This is a genomic window from Breoghania sp. JC706 (assembly GCF_037026715.1).
GTDB lineage: Bacteria > Pseudomonadota > Alphaproteobacteria > Rhizobiales > Stappiaceae > Breoghania.
Genome location: NZ_JBANCG010000002.1, coordinates 82673 through 101400, shown reverse-complemented (window position 1 = coordinate 101400; position 18728 = coordinate 82673). Strand labels below are relative to the sequence as shown.

Sequence of the window (18728 nt, the reverse complement as noted above, 5' to 3'; positions counted from 1 at the left end):
CGATCAATCCTCCCTCAGGGGGACATTTGCGGCCTCGTCGAACTTCTTTCGATTGCGAGGCCACATGGCGTAGACAAGAACGCTGAGGAAAATCAGCACGAAATAGAGCAGACCCCAGGTCTGGGCGAAATGTGCGGCTTGAGCATAGTCTTCCATGTTCGCCCTCCCTTACCTGAAGTCGGCCTTGTTGTCGTAGACGGAGAAGTCCACGAGCGTGCCGAGCACCTGCAGATAGGCAACGAGTGCATCCATCTCGCTGACCATCTTCGGATTGCCGTCGAAGTCGCGCACGACCGCCTTCGGGTAGCGTTCCAGAAGACCGTCGACGCCGTCGCTGTCGGGGTTTGCCTGAGCTTCCAGATCGGCCTTCGCCTGGGCGATGTCGTCCTCCGAATAGGGCACACCGACCATGACCTGGGTCTTCAGGTGATCCTCGATGCCCCGCTCATCAAGCTTGGCCTTGAGCAGGAAGGGGTAGCCGGGCATGACCGATTCCGGCACGACCGAACGCGGATCGCGCAGGTGGTCGCGGTGCCATTCGTCGGAGTACTTGCCGCCGACGCGGGCCAGATCCGGACCGGTGCGCTTGGAGCCCCACTGGAACGGATGGTCGTACATCGACTCCGCAGCCAGCGAGTAGTGGCCGTAGCGCTCCAGTTCGTCGCGCATGGGCCGGATCATCTGCGAGTGGCACAGATAGCACCCCTCGCGGATGTAGATGTTGCGCCCCGCCAGTTCGAGCGGGGTGTAGGGCCGCATGCCCGACACCTTCTCGATGGTGCTCTTCAGGTAGAAGAGCGGGACGATTTCGACGAGACCGCCGATGGCGACAACCAGGAGGATGCCGATCACCAGGACCATCGAATACTTTTCGAAGATCTCGTGTTTTTGCCAAACAGACATTGATCGCTATCCCCTATTCCGCCGGCGCCAGAGCGGGCTCAGCCGCTTCGGCCTCGCCGCGGGTCACGGTCATCCACAGGTTGAAGGCCATGATGATGGCGCCAACCAGGAACAGACCGCCGCCGAAGGCGCGCAGCACGTAGAACCAGTGCATGGCCGCGACCGTTTCCACGAACGAGTATTCGAGGAAGCCGAGAGCGTCATAGGCGCGCCACATCAGGCCCTGCAGGATGCCCGACACCCACATCGAGGAGATGTAGAAAACGATGCCGATGGTGGAGATCCAGAAGTGCCAGTTGACGAGCTTGAGCGAATAGAGCTCGCGCTTGTTCCACAGCCACGGAATGAGGCAGTAGAGCGCCCCGAAGGAGATGTAGCCGACCCAGCCCAGCGCACCGGAATGCACGTGGCCGATGGTCCAGTCGGTGTAGTGCGACAGGCCGTTGACCGCACGCACGGACATGAGCGGACCTTCGAAGGTCGACATGCCGTAGAAGGCGACAGAGACGACCATCATGCGCAGCACCGGATCGGTGCGGAGCTTGTCCCACGCGCCCGACAGCGTCATCAGGCCGTTGATCATGCCGCCCCAGGACGGCATCCACAGCATGATCGAGAAAGTCATGCCGAGGGTCGAGGCCCACTGCGGAAGCGCGGTGTAGTGCAGGTGGTGCGGACCCGCCCAGATGTACAGGAAGATCAGCGCCCAGAAGTGCACGATCGACAGGCGGTAGGAATAGACCGGCCGGTCGGCCCGCTTGGGCACGAAGTAGTACATGATGGCGAGGAAGCCCGCGGTCAGGAAGAAGCCCACCGCGTTGTGGCCGTACCACCATTGCACCATGGCATCCTGCACGCCGGCCCACACGATGTAGGACTTGGTGCCGTAGATCGACACCGGGATCGTCAGGTTGTTGACGATATGCAGCATCGCGATGGTGATGATGAAGGCCAGGTAGAACCAGTTCGCCACATAGATATGCGGCTCCTTGCGCTTCCACAGCGTGCCCAGGAACACCAGCAGATAGGCCACCCAGACGACGGTGAGCCAAAGGTCCGCATACCATTCCGGCTCGGCGTATTCCTTCGACTGGGTCACGCCCAGCAGGTAGCCCGTGCCGGCGATGACGATGAAGGCGTTGTAGCCGATGGCCACGAACCACGGCGTGACGATGCCGGGCATGCGGGCCTGGGACGTGCGCTGCACGACGTAGAACGACGTCGCCAGCAGCACGTTGCCGCCGAAGGCGAAGATCACCGCGGAGGTGTGCAGCGGCCGCAGACGGCCGAAGTTGGTCCACGGCAGATCGAAGTTCAGCACCGGAAAGGCCAGCTGAAGCGCGATGATCAGCCCGACCGTGAAACCGGCCAGCCCCCAGAACATCGCCGCGACGGAACAGAATTTCACCGGCCCCATATTGTAGTTCGGCCGGCCATCAATCTCCTGCGGCGGCAGGACGCCGTCGCTGTCGAAATAGCGTTTGAGAATGAAGAATGCGCCCCCGGCAGTCACGAGCGCCCCAAACGCCGCGTGAAAGGCCATGACATTGTCATAGGTCTTGCCGGATACGATCAGGCAGGCGAGTGCCACCACGATCAGAAAGGCGACGTAACCACCCTGCTCCATCGTCAGGTAGCGGGCATGTGTCGGTCGAGCCATGTTGTCAGCCCCAGAGTTTGGACAAGAAATCCGGAAACTCGAGTAGCGCGTTCAAGGCGCACCCTCCGAGCAACAGCCCGAGGCGTAGAGGCCGGACAAGACCATCGCCTTGACCTGCGTCAATATGTTCGGGCTAGACTAATGAAAAACCAGAACTGAAATAATTTTACAATCGGGCCTTCCACCGAAAGTCGCCTGCGGCGTGCGGCCTTTTGTCTCCAGTACCGCGCTATACTGGCCCGCAAGAAGCTGAGAAATGGCGGATCTCCGAGGGAAAGGCCGGTTTCCACAACACAAGCGTGCAAAAATACAACGTTACCGGAATCCTCCACAGGCACCCTACGCTAGGTCAGACATACCACATCTTGGCCGCGAAAACGACTCAGCGCCCCCGCGAAGACTGTCGCACCCTCCCCCGCCCGGCCGGCGCCGGAGATCACGCCGAGGGAACACTTGGCGCGGTTTCGCACGCCCGAACCAGCGATAACCCGACGATAGCCCGGCGATGGGCAGGCGCCCCACACGCCGAATATGACGTCAAGGGAATGGCGGCCGGTGGCAATCTGCGGATGTCTGGCGTAAAGTCCGCCGGAAGCGCCCCGGCGGGGAACGGGACGTCCGGCTCACGCCTCGCGATACTGGCACGCGACACCGGCGCGATACTGGCCGGCCGCGCGGCAACGCGGCATGGCCGCCGCGCTTCGGAAAGATACGGGCCCTGACCCTGCGTTCCCGGACACTTGACCCACGTCAACGACACCTTTTCCAGTTCAGGTCTAATCCGCCTCATGACACCGATCGAAGCCCGCTACGCAAACCGCAACGTGCCCCGCTACACGTCCTATCCGACCGCGCCGCATTTCAGCGCGCAGGTGGATGCCGACGCCTATGCGGGCTGGCTCGCCGACCTGCCGGACAGGGCCGTCTCGCTCTACCTGCACGTGCCCTATTGCCGCGAGATCTGCCACTATTGCGGCTGCAACACCAAGGCGAGCCGCCGGGACGGACCGATCGCCGCCTATGGCGAGACGCTGATCGACGAGATCCGGCTGGTGCGCGCGCTGATCGGCGCGCCGCGACGGGCAAGCCACATCCACTGGGGCGGCGGCACGCCGAGCCTGATGCCCCGCGCCTCCTTCCTGAAGATCGTGGAGACGCTGAGGGAGGGCTTCGAGATCGAGCCCGACTGCGAGCACGCCATCGAACTCGATCCGCGCACGGTGACGCCTGAACTCGCCGAAACGCTCGCCATGGCCGGCGTGACGCGCACGAGCCTCGGCGTTCAGGATTTCGACCCCAGGGTGCAGGAGGCGATCGGCCGGATCCAGCCGGAGGCGGTGGTGGAGGCCGCTGTGGCGGCGCTGCGCGGCGTCGGGCTTTCGGCAATGAATTTCGACCTGATGTACGGTCTGCCCGGCCAGAGCGAGGCCTCCATCCGCCGCACGGCGGAACATGCGCTGGCGCTGGAGCCGAGCCGCATCGCGCTGTTCGGCTATGCCCACGTGCCGTGGTTCAAGAAGAACCAGACGCTGATCAGGGAAGCCGACCTGCCGGATGCCCCGGCCCGGCGGATGCTGGCGGAGGCCGCGCGCGACGAGATCGTGGCCGCCGGCTACGTGGCGATCGGGCTCGACCATTTCGCGCACCCCGACGACACGATGGCGATCGCGCTCGCCGACGGCACGCTGCACCGCAATTTCCAGGGCTACACCACGGACGACGCGGACATGCTGATCGGCTTCGGCGCGTCTTCCATCGGCCGGCTGCCGCAGGGCTACGTCCAGAATGCGCCGGACGTGGCGGGCTGGCAGCGGGCGATCGACGCCGGCCGGGCCCCGATCGTGCGCGGCATCGCGCTCGATGCCGACGACCGGGCGCGCGCCGACATCATCGAGGCGCTGATGACCAATTACGTGGTGGACGTGGAGGCGGTCGCCGCCCGTCACGGCCTCGACCCGGCGACGCTTTCCGACGGTTTCGAGCGGCTTGAGGAACTCGTCGGCGACGGTCTGGTGGAGATCGACGGCTGGCGGGTGACGGTGACGGAAACCGGCCAGCCCTTCGTACGCGTCGCGGCCGCCGCCTTCGACAGCTATCTCGCCGCCGGCCACGCCCGACACTCCGTGGCGGTCTGACGCCCGGCGCGCGCTCGCCCCTCCGCCGTCATTGCCCGGCGAAGTCCGGGCAATCCACCTCCAGCCGCAGCATTCGGGGCGCGCGCTGGATCACCCGGACTTCGCCGGGTGATGACGATGGAGGGGCATGAAGGCGCGTAGACTTCGACGCGAAGAACCGGTTACCATTTTTTAGGGCCAGCCTCTCAGGATGACGTTGTAGTGCTGTTGTCTTTGTGAAAGCGACAACAAACACAACGTCATCCTGAGGAGGCTGCGCAAGCGGGCGTCTCGAAGGATGGGCCACTTGCTTGCGTTCGGCCATGGAGCGCCCTGGATGGGGGACGGTCAGGGCGCGGCCGTCATCGTGCGGCCTGGCAGCCACAGGAAGAGCGTGCGGGAAACCGCCCCGCCCTTGCGCCGGATTTTCGGGGTCGAGAGTGTGTCTCAGTGCATGCCGGTGAGGCGGCAGAGGTTGCAGATCCGCGGGATCATGATGCGGTCCTGCTTCTCGATGCGGATGAGGCCGCGGCGTTTCATCTCCGAAATCGCGCGAGACACCGTCTCGATGGTCAGGCCGAGGAAGTCCGCGATCTCCTGCCGGGTCATCGACAGCTCGATCAGGCCCTCGTCGACATCCGAGCCTTCGGCCGGGCCCATGCAATCGGCGATGCCGCGGCCGGGCACGAAGCGCATCAGGTAGCTCGCCACCCGCTCCATCGCCGACTTGCGGCCAAGCAGCATGGCATGCTCGTGCAGATTCTCCATCTTGGCGAACATGCGCTCGCCCACATAGCGCTGGAGGCTGAGGGAAACGTCGATATCGCGACGGCTGAGGGCGCGCAGCTCGGCGCCGGAGAGCGTCTCGGCGGTGCAATCGTAGTTGCGTCCGCACTGGAAGCCGAAGAGATCGCCTTCCTTCAGGATCTCCACCACCTGCCTGCGGCCGTCGGGCAGGAGCTTGTAGAGCATCACGGTGCCGCTGGCCAATTCGTACATGTGGTCGGCGGGATCGCCCTCGTAGAAGACCGCCTCGTGCGACGATAACGAGAGCTTGCGAACCTTCGGACCGTTCACGTAGTCGGCCCACACGGCCTCCACGTCCGAAAGCCCGGCACGGGCCATCGCCAGATCAAGCGTGTCCGGCGCCTGCTCGAGATAGGTCATGGTATCCCCTCCATCACGGCGACCGGCATCGGAGTCCGTCCCACTCCAACCCGGATCAATCACTAAGTCACGGCCCGCAACGTGAATACATCCCGTCCAAAACGGTATTCCGCATAATGCCGCAGGCACCGCAGGCTGGAGAAATCTAAGGCGAAAACCTCTCAGCAAAGTGACGATAGCCACCTTCTCGCACCTGCGGAATGCGCACGAATACCTGTTTGAATTCAAGCATGCCAGAGCTGTTTTGGCCACGACGGGCCTTTTTGCACATGCACGGCGACGCCCGACACAAGGGCAGCGCGAGAGCAATGGCCGGACAAAGCGAGGGAAAGACCCGGCAGCAGCCCTCCCTTCCCCTTGGACGGCACCGGAAACCTCCGCAGGGTCATGCGGCCGCGAAGCCTCTCAGAGCCAGGTCATCAGCCGGGAGGCGTTGAACGGCATCCGGATGAGGATCGGCAACCTGAGATCGGCGAGCAGCTTGGCGATCTCGTCGCGTGACCGGCTGGTGATGGCGATCAGTCTCGGCGGATTTTCCAACGCATCGGCCCAGCGCACGATTCGCGCGCCGTTCGCGTCGTCGTCCTCGTTCAGATCGACAAGCACCGTATCGTCCGGCCCGGGCCGGACGGTGGACAGAAAGGCGTCGCAGTCGTCAAAGGCGACGGCATCGCGGCCGAGCTGTTCCAGCAGGAGCACCAGCGCGTCGCGCACGCCGGCATCGCTCACAATCACGTAGACGGTCAATTTCGCGTCCTCAATGGCAAAGCAGGCCGGCGCACGTGTTCCGGCCAGCAAATCACGACCCGGCCGGCCGTCCGGCCGGAATGTTGGCCACGGTATCGTCCGTCATGTCCCGAAAAGATCCCGCCGGCGGCCCGAACAGACCCGCCGGCGGACAGAAATGCCTGGCCGCGCACCCCCTTTTTTCAGGGGCGGGAGGCCTGTTGCCGCGATGCGGCCGTCACTCCGACTTTTCGCCGGTGAGCACGATGCGCACGAGATCGGCCGCGTTGCGCGCGCCGAGCTTTTCCATGATGCGGGCGCGGTGCACCTCGATGGTGCGCGGGCTGATGCCGAGCGTGCGGCCGGCCTCCTTGTTGGAGGCGCCGCCGGTGATCTGCTCCAGCACCTCGCGCTCGCGCGGGGTCAGCGTCTCCGCGCCGGGGAAGTTGCGCATCCGCTCGCCCGGATCCTGCCGGCGCGCCATCGCCCCTATGGCATCGCGCACCCGCTGGACGACGGTATCGGCATCGAACGGCTTCTCGATGAAGTCGAAGGCGCCCTGCTTGATCGCGTTCACCGCCATGGGGATGTCGCCCTGGCCGGAAATGATGAAGACGGGGGCGGGATATTCCTCCGCGTTCAGGCTCTTGAGAATGTCGATGCCGGAGCGGCCCGGCATGTGAACGTCGAGGATCACGCAGGCCGGTTCCTTGCGGGCGGCCGCCATCAGGAAGGCGTCGCCATTGTCGAAGGACTCTACCCGGAAATCCTCCATGTCGAAGACGATGGAAAGGGCATCGCGCACGGACGGATCGTCATCAACGATGTAGATCAGGTTCGACTCTTCGGCCATTCCAGGTTTCCTCGCTCTTGAACCACGCAGATGAAACACCGAGCCCCCTCCCTCGTTCCGGCCTCTCGGCCGGCGCCCGGACCAAACGGTCCCGGGGGCCTCTCATGCCTCCGCCAGCATTCCGTCACCGGAATCCAGCGGAAGCTTCAACGTGAAAATCGCTCCTCTGCCGTCGCCGCCCGCATCCACGGAAAGATCGCCGCCGTGGCTCTGGGCGATCGACTTGGAGATCGCCAGCCCCAGCCCCAGCCCCTTCTTCTTGGTGCTGGAGAAGGCGCGGAAGAGATTGCGCAGGTTGGCCTGCGGAATGCCCGGGCCGCTGTCGGCCACCTCGATCACCACGTCGTCGCCGTCGCGGTGGGAGGAAATGCGGATCCAGCGTTCCTCCGCGTCCTTGACCACCTCCAGCGCGTTGCGGATCAGGTTGACAAGGATCTGCTGGATCTGGACGGGATCGACATCGACGGGCGGAAGGTCTTCCTCGTCGTCGCGCACGACGGAGACCGACAGCGTGTACTGGCCGAGCAGGACCAGCTCCAGCGCCTCGTCGATCAGCGCTTCCACGTTGGTCGAACGACGCTCCGCCTCGCGGTTTTCCACGAACTGGCGCATGCGCTGGATGATCTGGCCGGCGCGCTGGGCCTCGCGCACCGCCTTGCCGAGAATGTCGGACAGCCGGCCGTCGGGATCGGCCTCGGACGTGCCGAGCTTGCGCGAGATCGCCTGCAGGTAGAGCATCACCGCCGTCAGCGGCTGGTTGAGCTCATGGGCGATGGCCGCGCCCATCTCGTCCATGGCGTTGACGCGGGCGAAATGGACGAGCTGCGACTGCATCCGGTTCAGCCGCTCCTCCTGGATCTTGCGCGGCCTGAGATCGCGCATGATGCCGACGAACTGGCGCCCCTCCGGGCTTTTCACTTCGCCCACCGACAGCTCCATCGGGAACTCGCGCCCGTTCTTGTGCCGGGCGACGACCTCGCGGCCATAGCCGATGATCTTGCGCTCGCCGGTGGTGAGATAGGAGGAGAGGAAATTGTCGTGCCGGCCGGCATAGCTCTCCGGCATGAGCATGCGCACGTTCTCGCCCACGGCCTCGGCCGCCGTGTAGCCGAACAGACGCTCGCAGGCGCGGTTCAATGTCAGGATGCGGCCCGTCTCGTCGATGACGCAGATGCCGTCCACCGCCGTATCGAGGACGCTCAGAAGACGCGCCTCCGATAGCCCCGGATCAACGGACGCCATTCCGGTCAGATCCTGCCGCATGCGCTTCTCCCGACTTCCCGGCAAATCTCCATCCCTGCCGGCTCACGTTTTCCCGGATCGCCCGAACCAACCTGACGTGAATGCCGCGACGACAGCATCCCGCAGTCGTCACCCCTTGCACGCCCTACGATTTCTGTGGCTCAAATCGTATTCGTTTATATACTTACAAAGATCCAGGCCTTCCGTTCTCAGTTCTTCATTCACCAGTCCCGTACCAACTACATATTCACACGATCCATATTCAGACTAACAGGCTACACGATGGGTGAGAAGCCCTTAAGAACAATCTCGACATTGGGATAAATCCCGATTCTTCCCGACCGTTCAGGCGCGACGGCCCCGCACCGCCCCCGCCGGCTTCGAGATCCGGCCCCGAGGTTCGGCCCGAGACTTGGCCTGGGATTTGGCCCGCACGGCTATCGGATGACCGAGCGCATCATGGACATCCCCGCTCAACTGTGATCCGATCGCGGAAAGGCAAGAAGAGGGAAAACGGCCGCATCGGCCGACGAGGGTGGATGCTTCAGGGCTGGGTCGTCGTCGTCTCCGCGCTGGTCTACATCGGCATGCTGTTCGCGGTCGCAAGCTACGGCGACCGGGTGGCGCGCAGGCGCCCGCGTTCGCGCAGCCGGCCGCTGATCTATGCGCTGTCGCTCGCCGTCTACTGCACGTCGTGGACGTTCTTCGGCTCCGTCGGGCTGGCCAGCCAGAGCGGCCTGCAATTCCTGACGATCTACATCGGTCCGGCGATCGTCTTCGCGTTCGGCTTTCCGCTGCTGCGCCGCATCGTGCGGCTCGCCAAGGCGGAGCGCATCACCTCCATCGCCGACTTCATCGCCGCGCGCTACGGCAAGAACCAGGCGGTGGCCGCCGTCGTCACCATCATCGCGGTGTGCGGCACCATCCCATACATCGCGCTGCAGCTGAAGGCGGTGTCGCTGTCGACGACGACGCTGTTCATGCGCGCCGGCTCCTCCGGCGGGATTGCCGCGGACTGGGTGGTCGGCGACGTCGCACTGCTGGTGGCGCTGGGCATGGCCGTTTTCGCCGTACTGTTCGGCACCCGCCACATCGACGCGACCGAGCATCAGGAAGGGCTGATGCTGGCGGTGGCAACCGAATCCATCGTCAAGCTGGTCGCCTTCCTCGCGGTCGGGCTCTACGTCACCTACGGCCTGTTCGACGGGCCGGGCGAACTCCTCAAGGCGACGCAAGCGGCCCCCGGCGTTGCCGACCTCTTCACCGGGCCGCTCGACCGCAACGCCTGGATGGTGATGACGACGCTGTCGCTGTTTGCCGCGGTGCTGCTGCCGCGACAGTTCCACGTCACCGTGACGGAAAACAACGACCCGGGCGAACTCCGGCTGGCGCGCTGGATGTTCCCGCTCTACCTGGTGCTGATCAACCTCTTCGTCGTGCCGATCGCGGCCGCCGGCATCCTGCGCTTCGGCGGCGCGGTGGATGCCTACATCTTCGTGCTCGCCCTGCCGATGACGGCGGACCAGCCGATCTTCACCATGCTCGCCTTCATCGGCGGGCTTTCGGCGGCGACCGCCATGGTGATCGTCGCCTGCGTGGCGCTGGCGATCATGATCTCCAACGATCTCGTCATTCCGCTGGTGCTGCGCCGCCGGCTCGACGATGCCAGCGAAATGAAGGACATGGGCCGCTTCCTGCTGCATGTCCGGCGCACCGCCATCTTCGTCACGCTGCTGCTGGCCTATGCCTATTACCGAGCGGCCGGCGACAGCGCGGCGCTCGCCTCCATCGGCCTTCTGTCGTTCGCCGCCATCGCGCAATTCGCGCCGGCCTTCTTCGGCGGCCTGTTCTGGCGCCGCGCCACCGCGCGCGGGGCGATCGCCGGCATGGTCTGCGGCTTCGCGATGTGGTGCTACACGCTGCTGCTGCCGACATTCGCCGATTCCGGTCTGCTGCCCGCCACCTGGCTGAACGCAGGGCCCTTCGGGCTCGCCTTCCTGCGGCCGCAGGCGCTTTTCGGGATGCAGGCCGATCCGCTCGTTCACGGCTTCGCCTGGGCGATGGCGGTCAACATCGCCGCCTATATCGTCGGCTCGCTCAGCCGCATGCCGGAACCCATCGAACGGCTGCAGGCCAACATCTTCCTGCCCGACGATTTCTCCCCCTCCCCCTCTCTCAAGCTGTGGCGCACGGCGGTGACGGTGGACGACCTGCGTCTCACCGTGGCGCGCTATCTGGGCAGCGAGCGCACCGACCGCTCCTTCGACCGCTTCGCGCGCGAGCACCAGACCCCGCTCGCCCCGCACGATCCGGTCGATGCGCGGCTCTTGCGCTTTGCCGAACAATTGCTGGCGAGCGCCATCGGCGCGGCGTCCTCCCGGCTCGTGCTGTCGCTGCTGGTCAAGCGGCGCGACCCGGCCACCAAGGGCGCAATGAAGCTGCTGGACGACGCGTCCGCCGCCATCCAGTACAACCGCGACCTGTTGCAGACCGCGCTCGACCAGGTGCGCCAGGGCATCGCGGTGTTCGACCAGGACCTCCGGCTGATCTGCTGGAACCGGCAGTTCCGCGAACTGCTCGGCCTGCCGCCGGAATACGGCCAGGTGGGCACACCGCTCGACGCGATCCTGCGCTACAACGCGGAACGCGGCGAATTCGGCCTCGCCCCCGTGGAGACGCTGGTCAACGAGCGGCTGGAGGCGCTGGCGGTGCGCATGGAAACCTTCCAGGACCGCATCGCCTCAACCCAGACGGTGCTGGAGGTGAGGACCAGCCCCATGCCAGGCGGCGGCATCGTCACCACCTACACCGACATCACCGAGCGCGTGCATGCCGAACACGCGCTGGCACGCGCCAACGAGACGCTGGAGCGGCGCGTGCGCGAACGCACCGAGGAGCTGACCCACGTCAACGACGAGCTGGTGCGCGCCAAGCGCGAGGCGGACGAGGCCAATCTCGGCAAGACGCGGTTCCTGGCGGCCGCCGGCCACGACATCCTGCAGCCGCTCAACGCCGCACGGCTCTATGCCTCCAGCCTGAGCGAGCGTTTCGAGGCGGCACGCGGGCGCGACTTCGACCTGGTGCGCAACGTGGAGCGCTCGCTCGACTCCGTGGAGGAGATCATCGGCGCGGTGCTCGACATTTCGCGCCTCGATACCGGCCGCATGCAGCCGGAGATCACCAGCTTCCGGCTCGACGAGATCCTCAACCAGCTCAGGCTGGAATTCGCGCCGGTGGCGCGGGAAAAGGGGCTCGACCTGCGCATCCTGCCGACCTCGCTTTCGGTACGCTCCGATCGCAGGCTCTTGCGCCGGCTTTTGCAGAACCTCGTTTCCAACGCCATCAAGTACACCCGCCGGGGCCGGGTTCTGGTGGGATGCCGACGCCAGCGCAACCGGGTGAGCGTGGAGGTGCTGGACACCGGCATCGGCATTCCGCCTTCCAAGCGCAAGGCGATCTTCGAAGAGTTCCACCGGCTCGACGACGGCGCCAAGGTGGCGCGCGGGCTGGGGCTGGGTCTTTCCATCGTCGATCGCATCTCCCGTGTGCTCGACCATCCGGTCTCCATCGGCTCCGGCGTGAAGGGCGGCTCGCGCTTTTCCGTGGTGGTGCCGCTTGCCGCGGCCATTCCGGCCGAGCAGCCGCATGCCGGGCCGCCGGCCCCGCGCACCTCCAGTCTTGCCGGCATGCTGGTGCTGTCGCTCGACAACGAGGCGAGCATTCTCGCCGGCATGGAGGCGCTTCTGGCCGGCTGGCAGTGCCGGGTTCTGACCGCGCTCGATCCGAACGAGGCGGCGGCGAAGATCGCGGAAGTCGGCGAGGCGCCGGAGGCGTTGCTGGTCGACTACCACCTCGACCACGGCAACGGCATCGACGCGGTGGTGCAGTTGCGCTGGAAGTTCGGCCACGACATCCCGGCGATCCTGATCACCGCCGACCGCACGCCGGCCGTGCGCCGCGACGCGGAGGAACGCGGCATCCACATGCTCAACAAGCCGGTGAAGCCGGCGGCATTGAGAGCGTTCCTCACCCGCCTGCGCTCGGAGGCGGGCAAGACGGCGGGCGCGAGGGAACCGGCGGCGGAGTAGTTGGGCCGCGGGAACGGGGTGTCAGTGCGATTGGGTCCGGGAGCTTTCCCCTTGCTCCTCTCTCCCCCCTTGCAGGGGAGATGTCACGCCTTCGCGTGACAGAGGGGGGGTGGGCCGCTCGCTCCGAATATGTCGCCTCACCCCCCTCTGTCGGCTTTGCCGACATCTCCCCCGCAAGGGGGGAGAGGGGAGCGAGGGTCACTCACACGGAAATGCTGTTGGCCGAAAGCGCGCAACCCGAGAGCCTAGCCCGGAAATGATAGTCGGTTCTGCGCACCGAATTCCACGCGCCTTCATACCCCTTCGCCGTTCATATCTCTCCACCGTCATCACCCGGCGAAGTCCGGGTGATCCAGCACGCGCCAAATGCTGCGGCTGAAGATGGATTGCCCGGACTTCGCCGGGCAATGACGACGGAGAGGTATGAGCGTGAGAGGTTGAAAGTGCGCAACCCGATAACATTTTCGGGCCGGGCTCTCAGGTGCCCACCGCGGCCTGCCACTGGCCGTTCTCGATCTTGGAGGCGGCGATGACGGCTTGCGTGCGGCTTTCCACGCCGAGCTTCTGCAGAATGGCCGAGACATGCGCCTTCACCGTGGCCTCCGAGACGTTGAGCTCGTAGGCGATCTGCTTGTTCAGAAGCCCCTCGCTCAGCATCATCAGCACGCGCACCTGCTGCGGGGTGAGCGTCGACAGCCGCTGCACGAGGCCGACCGTCTCGTCCACACAGGCGAGATCCACGTCGGGCGGCGACCAGGTCTCGCCCGCCATGACGGCGGCCACCGCCTGGCGCATCACCTCGATGCCGAGCGACTTCGGAATGAAGCCGGAGGCGCCGAATTCCATGCAGTTGCGGATCGCGGTCGGCTCTTCGTTGGCCGACACGATGACCACCGGAATGCCCGGATACTGCGCGCGCAGAAACATGAGCCCGGAATAGCCGCGCATCCCCGGCATGGTGAGATCCAGAAGGATGAGATCGGCGTCGCCCACGGCCTCGAGTTTCGCCGAAACGCTTTCCAGCGTGCCGGCTTCGACAATTCCGGCGCCGGGATACATGCTCTCGATCGTCTGTCGCAATGCGCCGCGGAACAACGGGTGATCGTCCGCGATGATGAAATTGTACGATGGCTTGTCGGCCAAACCGAACGTCCTCCCTTACCCCCAACCGAGCCACGTCGCGGGCGATTCCGTCATTGAAATGGTCATCGGGCCGGCACGCCGGAACATAACCTTACGGAACCTTCCTGACGTGTCAGACCAGCGGATCCGAAAGAACGCACCGCAGGCCTGGCCGGCTTCCGTTGTTGTCATCTTGCAAACCGGCTCGCGTTTATTGATAAGCTTTCGAAAGCAAACAGGCAAATACGCGTTTTCCGTGCAGCCATGGCGTCTTGCCGCAGGCGATTGCACTTGCGATTGCGCCGACGGGCCAAGTCTGGAAAAACACAAGAGTAATCCCGCAGGCGATGCGCGGCAACGGCAAAGCCGCTCCCGAATTCAAGGAGGCGCCAAAGCGATGCGATCCGAACCTCTCGCAGGCCGTTGGAGACGGACGACTATACTCGCTCTCATCGCGCTTCTGCTTTGCGCCGCGGCGGGCTTCACGCTCCTGCCCGGGGGAATGACCCTTGAAGCACTTTCGCTCTTCCCATCTTCTCTCGCGCCGGTTCCAGAGGCGGTCGGCTTTCCGCTGGCCATGATCGTGCTCATCTTCGCCGTCGATGCCTTTCAGGCCCGAATCGACCGGGCGTGCGGGCTTGCCGAAGATGCGTAGAGCGCCCAGTCCTCCCGCTCACGCCCTTCCCGGCGCCGTGCCGCACCGGCCGGCCCGCCCGCACGGCCACATGGGGCCGGAGCTCCGCCGCCGGCGGCGCGGCTGGGCCTTCGCCCTCATCGCCTTCTGCCTCGCCTTCACGCTCGTGGCGCTGGTGCTGCTGGAACGGGTCGGGCTACCGCGCGCCATCGTCCAGCTCGCGGTGCCGGCAGCGGTCGCCGCGATGTGGCTGGCGCTGGGCTTCGGCTCGCGCACGATGCGGATCTCGGAATTCTATCTCTCCGGCCGGCGGGTGACGGCGCTGCCAAACGGCATGGCGATCGCCGCCGACTGGCTCTCCGGCACGCTGCTGCTCGCGCTTGCCGGCGCGGTCTACGCCTTCGGCGACGGTGCGGGCCTGCTGATCGCGGGGTGGACCGGCGGTTTCGTGCTGCTGGCTGTGCTGCTCGCGCCCTATCTCAACCGCTCCGGCGCGCTGACCGTGCCGGACTTTCTCGCCGCGCGCTATCCCGGCCGGCTGGTGCGGCTGATGGCGCTTGCCGTGCTCGTCGCCGTCTCCCTCCCGCTCCTTGCCGCACAGCTGGCGGCGATCGGCTTCATCGCCCCGCATTTTCTCGCTATCCCGGCCGAGGCCGCCATTCTCGCCGCTCTCGCGGTGATGACGCTGTGTTCGCTTGCCGGCGGCATGCGGGCGCTGACGTGGACGCAGGGCGCGCTCTTTCTGGTACTGGCGGTCGCGTTCCTCACCCCGCTGGCGCTTCTGTCGATGGAGGCCTACGGCGTGCCGGTGCCGCAACTTGCGCTGGGCGAGGCGCTGACGGACCTGCGCGAGATGCTTGCCGCCATGCCGCGCGAGCATTTTCCCGTCCCCGGTGAGCCGAGCCTGCTGCCCACCGGCGGGAGCGGGCCCTGGCAGACAGCTACCGCGCTCGCCGGGCTGATGATCGCAACCGCCTCGCTGCCGCATCTTCTGGCCCGCTTCCTCACCGCCCCCTCCTCCCGCGAGGCGCGCCGGGGCGCCGGGTGGGGGCTCATATTCACGGCGCTGCTGCTTTCGGCGGTGCCGGTCTATGCCGTCTTCGCCCGGCTCGGCATCATCGGCGCGGTCGTGGGCGTGGACCTCGATGCGCTGCCGGACTGGGTGACGCGGCTTGGTTCGCAAGGGCTCGTGCGCATCTGCGGCGCCGGGGCCGCCTCGGCAGAGGCGATCCGCACGGCCTGCACCGGGCTCGACAGCTATTACAGCCAGCTCGCGCTCGCCGATTTCGACCTCGCCCCGCAGGCGGTGGTGCCGGCGCTGCCGGAGATTTCAGGCCAGATGGCGACGACGGCGGCGCTGCTTTCGACAGGCCTGCTGGCAGCAGCGGCGGCGACTGCCAACGGGTTGCTGCTTGCCATCGCCAATTCGCTCGCCCACGACGGTTACCACCGCACGGCCGGCCCGGCGGCCACCGCCGCGCGGCGGCTGTTCGTTGCCCGGCTCATGCTGCTCCTGGTGGCCGCGTTTGCCGGCTATGCGGCGCTTGGCGGGGCACCGATGCTGGCGAGGCTGGTGCCAGCAGCACTGGCGCTGGCGGCGGCCGGGCTTTTTCCCGCCCTCGTGCTCGGCATCTGGTGGAAGCGGACCACGACGGCCGGCGCGGCGGCGGGCATGGCGGCGGGGATCGCGGTCGCGCTCTTTCTCCTCGCCGGCAACGGGATGGCCAGCAACGAAATGGCCAGCACCGGCTGGCTCGCCGGCCTCGGCGTGGCGATGACGGACGGACTTGCCGGCGTCGCGACCGGGTTCGTGGTGGCCATCGCCGCAAGCCTCTTTACCGCGCCGCCTGGGGAGAGCGTAGGAGCCTTCGTGGAGGAAATACGCCGTCCGGGCGCACGTATGGCGATCCAGGATCGCGCGGTCTAGACGCAAGAGGCTTGGCAGGGTGGGGCCGGGCGTTTAGCGTGCCGGCGAACGGCAAGCGCCGAACGCCGAACCGGAAAACGACACCATGCACCTCGATCCCGCCCTTTTCGCCGACGAAGCCATCAGCGAGGAGACGCGCCGCTTCAACCGGCAGAAGACGGCGGAACTGGAGGCGCTGCCGGACAGCTGGAGCCTGCCGCCGGCACAGGTCCGCAAGCTGAGGGCGCAGGGGGGCGGCGCCTTTCCGATGCCGCCCAAATGCCCGCGCGCGACGACGGTGACCATCGACGGGCCGCACGGGCCGATCGGGATCCGACAGATCCTGCCCGAAACGGATGCGCCGCGCGGGGTCTACCTGCACATCCACGGCGGCGGCTGGACCTTCGGCACCGCGGATTCCCAGGACGACCGGCTGGAGGAGATCACGCGTACGACAGGCGCCGCCGTGCTTTCGGTGGAGTACCGGCTGGCGCCGGAGCATCCCTATCCGCAAGGGCCCGACGATTGCGAGGCGGCGGCGCTGTGGCTTGCCCGCCAATCGGAATTCCGCGACCTGCCGCTGGTCATCGGCGGGGAATCGGCCGGCGCGCATCTTTCCGCCGTCACGCTGATCCGCCTGCGCGACAGGCACGGGCTGGCGCCTTTTTCCGGCGCGGTTCTGACGGCGGGCTGCTATGATCTCGCTCTCACGCCCAGCGCACGAAGCTGGGGAACGGAAAAGCTGATCCTGACCACCCGCGACATCACACTCTTCGCCCGCTCCTTCCTCGGCGAGAACGGCGACCCGACGCCGGCCGACATCTCGCCGCTGCGCGCCGATCTCGCCGGTCTGCCGCCGGCGCTGTTTTCGGTGGGCACGCGCGATGCGCTTCTCGACGACAGCCTTTTCATGGCCGCGCGCTGGCTGGCCGCCGGCAACGGGACGGAGCTTTCCCTCCATCCCGGCGGCTGCCATGTCTTTCAGGCCTTTCCGCTGGAGATCTCGCGCCGCAGCAACGCCGAGATCGACGCCTTCATCAACGCCGCGTTCGCGCGCGCAAGCTGACGCACCGGCGCGCGGGCGAGGCGATGTGCCTCGCGCCGGCCGCCGCCGATCACGACAAGAAACGGAAAACGGATGCCCGCACTGGAAACTCTCAGATCCTTCGTCAACACTTGGGAATGCGACGAGAACGACCACCTCAACGTACAGTTCTATTTCGCCAAGTTCGAGGAGGCCGACCGGCAGTTCCGCTTCCTGAGCGGCTTCAGCGAGGCCCAGACCGGCCCGCGCCGCGTGCGTCACGTGCGCTACCACGGGGAGCTTTTCGCCGGCGCGCTGGTGACGGTGACCTCGCACGCCGCCTTCGACGGGCCGTACATGCTGTCGGTCGTGCATGTCATGCGCGATACCTCCACCGGCCGCATCGCCGCCACCGCGCTCGACGGCTACGCACCTTCGGATCGCGCGCTCAAGGACCTGCGCAAGCGGCTGGACGCGGCGGGCGAGGCGATGCCCGAAAAGGCCGCGCCGCGCACCTTCGAAGCCGGTCCCGCCGCGCTGGACGTGAAGGAGCAGGCCCTCGCCGCCGCCGGCGCGGTTTCGGTCAACCGGGCGACCGTTCTGGCGCGCGACTGCGGGCTCGACAACGCCGCCGACGACCGCTTCCTGCTTTCCTGCTTCTCCGACGGGGCGGCGCAGCTTTGGGAACATGTCGGCCTGACCCGGGACTGGCTGGAAAAGAAGGATTACGGCCGCATCGCGCTGGAGATGAAGCTGACGCGCGGCCTGCCGGCGCGACTTGGCACGATGCTTCACACGCTGTCAGGGCTGACCGGGGTGAGCGACAAGACCTTCACCTTCCGCCACCACATGTTCGACAGCGCCGCCGGCCGCCTCATCGCGACGCTCGACGTCACCGGCATGGTTCTGGATCTTGAAACCCGCAAACCCGTGCCGCTGCCGGCGGAGACGGCCAGAGCCATGCGCTCGCTGATCATGGGGTAAAGGCGGGGCTGGCCGCAGCGGCGGTGGTTGCCGCCATCCTTCGAGACGCCGTCTTCGACGGCTCCTCGGGGGCTGGCCGGAAATGCTTGCGGCTTGCTCCTGACTGTCATCCCCGCGCAGGCGGGGATCCAGCACCCCATGAGGGCTGCCGTTCAATTCAATAAGAAAATCTTGTGGTTACTGGATCCCCGCCTTCGCGGGGATGACAATCGTGCCTGCGGTTCGCTACAGGGATAAACCCCTGAATTGCAAAACTTGCGTATTATAACACCGTTTTCACGCAGGGCTCTCAGGAACGCTCGTCA

14 protein-coding genes are annotated in these 18728 nt (G+C 66.1%); 6 read left to right on the top strand and 8 right to left on the bottom strand.

Going from position 1 to position 18728, the window contains the following annotated elements:
- Positions 1 to 3: 3 nt before the first annotated feature.
- From V2L18_RS03610 to ccoN, 3 genes are read right to left on the bottom strand one after another with little or no spacing between them, the layout of a single operon-like run.
- Positions 4 to 156, bottom strand: a complete 153-nt coding sequence (locus V2L18_RS03610) for a cbb3-type cytochrome c oxidase subunit 3 (protein ID WP_336176452.1) — start codon at positions 154 to 156, stop codon at positions 4 to 6.
- A gap of 12 nt (positions 157 to 168) precedes the next feature.
- Entirely contained in the window at positions 169 to 903 is a 735-nt protein-coding gene (gene ccoO, locus V2L18_RS03605; RefSeq protein ID WP_336176451.1) for a cytochrome-c oxidase, cbb3-type subunit II, read from the bottom strand.
- Positions 904 to 916: 13 nt separating this feature from the next.
- Complete coding sequence (ccoN, locus tag V2L18_RS03600) at positions 917 to 2563, bottom strand: cytochrome-c oxidase, cbb3-type subunit I (RefSeq protein ID WP_336176450.1); 1647 nt, start codon at positions 2561 to 2563, stop codon at positions 917 to 919.
- Between the two features lie 788 nt (positions 2564 to 3351).
- Here ccoN and hemN point away from each other — a divergent pair.
- Positions 3352 to 4698, top strand: coding sequence for an oxygen-independent coproporphyrinogen III oxidase (gene hemN / locus V2L18_RS03595; RefSeq protein WP_336176449.1), 1347 nt, complete (start codon positions 3352 to 3354; stop codon positions 4696 to 4698).
- A gap of 426 nt (positions 4699 to 5124) precedes the next feature.
- On the opposite strand, the gene V2L18_RS03590 is transcribed toward hemN, so the two are convergent.
- The 4 genes from V2L18_RS03590 to V2L18_RS03575 form a co-directional block, all read right to left on the bottom strand.
- Entirely contained in the window at positions 5125 to 5844 is a 720-nt protein-coding gene (locus tag V2L18_RS03590; RefSeq protein ID WP_336176448.1) for a helix-turn-helix domain-containing protein, read from the bottom strand.
- A 405-nt stretch (positions 5845 to 6249) separates the two neighbouring features.
- The gene (locus V2L18_RS03585; protein WP_336176447.1) at positions 6250 to 6591 is read right to left on the bottom strand and encodes a hypothetical protein; all 342 of its coding nucleotides are present in this window, start codon (positions 6589 to 6591) and stop codon (positions 6250 to 6252) included.
- Between the two features lie 217 nt (positions 6592 to 6808).
- Positions 6809 to 7423 carry a response regulator gene (locus tag V2L18_RS03580; protein WP_336176446.1) on the bottom strand — a complete coding sequence of 205 codons (615 nt, stop codon included), beginning with the start codon at positions 7421 to 7423 and terminating at the stop codon, positions 6809 to 6811.
- Positions 7424 to 7525: 102 nt separating this feature from the next.
- Positions 7526 to 8686 (bottom strand): PAS domain S-box protein, encoded by a 1161-nt coding sequence (locus tag V2L18_RS03575; RefSeq protein WP_336176445.1) that lies wholly within the window; start codon positions 8684 to 8686, stop codon positions 7526 to 7528.
- 518 nt (positions 8687 to 9204) lie between these two features.
- Here V2L18_RS03575 and V2L18_RS03570 point away from each other — a divergent pair.
- A complete protein-coding gene (locus V2L18_RS03570; protein WP_336176444.1) occupies positions 9205 to 12753 on the top strand; it encodes a PAS domain-containing hybrid sensor histidine kinase/response regulator in 3549 nt (1182 codons plus the stop codon).
- A 477-nt stretch (positions 12754 to 13230) separates the two neighbouring features.
- Here V2L18_RS03570 and V2L18_RS03565 read toward each other — a convergent pair whose 3' ends face one another.
- The gene (locus V2L18_RS03565) at positions 13231 to 13896 is read right to left on the bottom strand and encodes a response regulator transcription factor (protein ID WP_336176443.1); all 666 of its coding nucleotides are present in this window, start codon (positions 13894 to 13896) and stop codon (positions 13231 to 13233) included.
- 109 nt (positions 13897 to 14005) lie between these two features.
- On the opposite strand from V2L18_RS03565, the gene V2L18_RS03560 reads away from it, so the two are divergent.
- The 4 genes from V2L18_RS03560 (at position 14006) to V2L18_RS03545 (ending at position 18423) form a co-directional block, all read left to right on the top strand.
- Positions 14006 to 14530, top strand: a complete 525-nt coding sequence (locus tag V2L18_RS03560) for a hypothetical protein (protein ID WP_336176442.1) — start codon at positions 14006 to 14008, stop codon at positions 14528 to 14530.
- On the top strand, positions 14523 to 16436 hold the full coding sequence (locus tag V2L18_RS03555; protein ID WP_336176441.1) for a VC_2705 family sodium/solute symporter: 1914 nt from the start codon (positions 14523 to 14525) through the stop codon (positions 16434 to 16436). Before V2L18_RS03560 ends, V2L18_RS03555 begins: the two co-directional genes overlap by 8 nt.
- Positions 16437 to 16521: 85 nt before the next feature.
- Positions 16522 to 17481 carry an alpha/beta hydrolase gene (locus V2L18_RS03550; RefSeq protein WP_336176440.1) on the top strand — a complete coding sequence of 320 codons (960 nt, stop codon included), beginning with the start codon at positions 16522 to 16524 and terminating at the stop codon, positions 17479 to 17481.
- 72 nt (positions 17482 to 17553) lie between these two features.
- Positions 17554 to 18423: a thioesterase family protein gene (locus tag V2L18_RS03545; protein WP_336176439.1), complete on the top strand. Its 870-nt coding sequence runs from the start codon at positions 17554 to 17556 to the stop codon at positions 18421 to 18423.
- The last annotated feature ends 305 nt before the right edge of the window (positions 18424 to 18728 follow it).

Bases quoted from the DNA above. Each gene is read 5' to 3' on its own strand.
- V2L18_RS03550 (WP_336176440.1), top strand. From the start codon at position 16,522: ATGCACCTCGATCCCGCCCTTTTCGCCGACGAAGCCATCAGCGAGGAG.
- V2L18_RS03545 (WP_336176439.1), top strand. From the start codon at position 17,554: ATGCCCGCACTGGAAACTCTCAGATCCTTCGTCAACACTTGGGAATGC.
- V2L18_RS03580 (WP_336176446.1), bottom strand. From the start codon at position 7,423: ATGGCCGAAGAGTCGAACCTGATCTACATCGTTGATGACGATCCGTCC.
- V2L18_RS03570 (WP_336176444.1), top strand. From the start codon at position 9,205: ATGCTTCAGGGCTGGGTCGTCGTCGTCTCCGCGCTGGTCTACATCGGC.
- ccoN (WP_336176450.1), bottom strand. From the start codon at position 2,563: ATGGCTCGACCGACACATGCCCGCTACCTGACGATGGAGCAGGGTGGT.
- V2L18_RS03590 (WP_336176448.1), bottom strand. From the start codon at position 5,844: ATGACCTATCTCGAGCAGGCGCCGGACACGCTTGATCTGGCGATGGCC.
- V2L18_RS03575 (WP_336176445.1), bottom strand. From the start codon at position 8,686: ATGCGGCAGGATCTGACCGGAATGGCGTCCGTTGATCCGGGGCTATCG.
- hemN (WP_336176449.1), top strand. From the start codon at position 3,352: ATGACACCGATCGAAGCCCGCTACGCAAACCGCAACGTGCCCCGCTAC.
- V2L18_RS03610 (WP_336176452.1), bottom strand. From the start codon at position 156: ATGGAAGACTATGCTCAAGCCGCACATTTCGCCCAGACCTGGGGTCTG.
- V2L18_RS03555 (WP_336176441.1), top strand. From the start codon at position 14,523: ATGCGTAGAGCGCCCAGTCCTCCCGCTCACGCCCTTCCCGGCGCCGTG.
- ccoO (WP_336176451.1), bottom strand. From the start codon at position 903: ATGTCTGTTTGGCAAAAACACGAGATCTTCGAAAAGTATTCGATGGTC.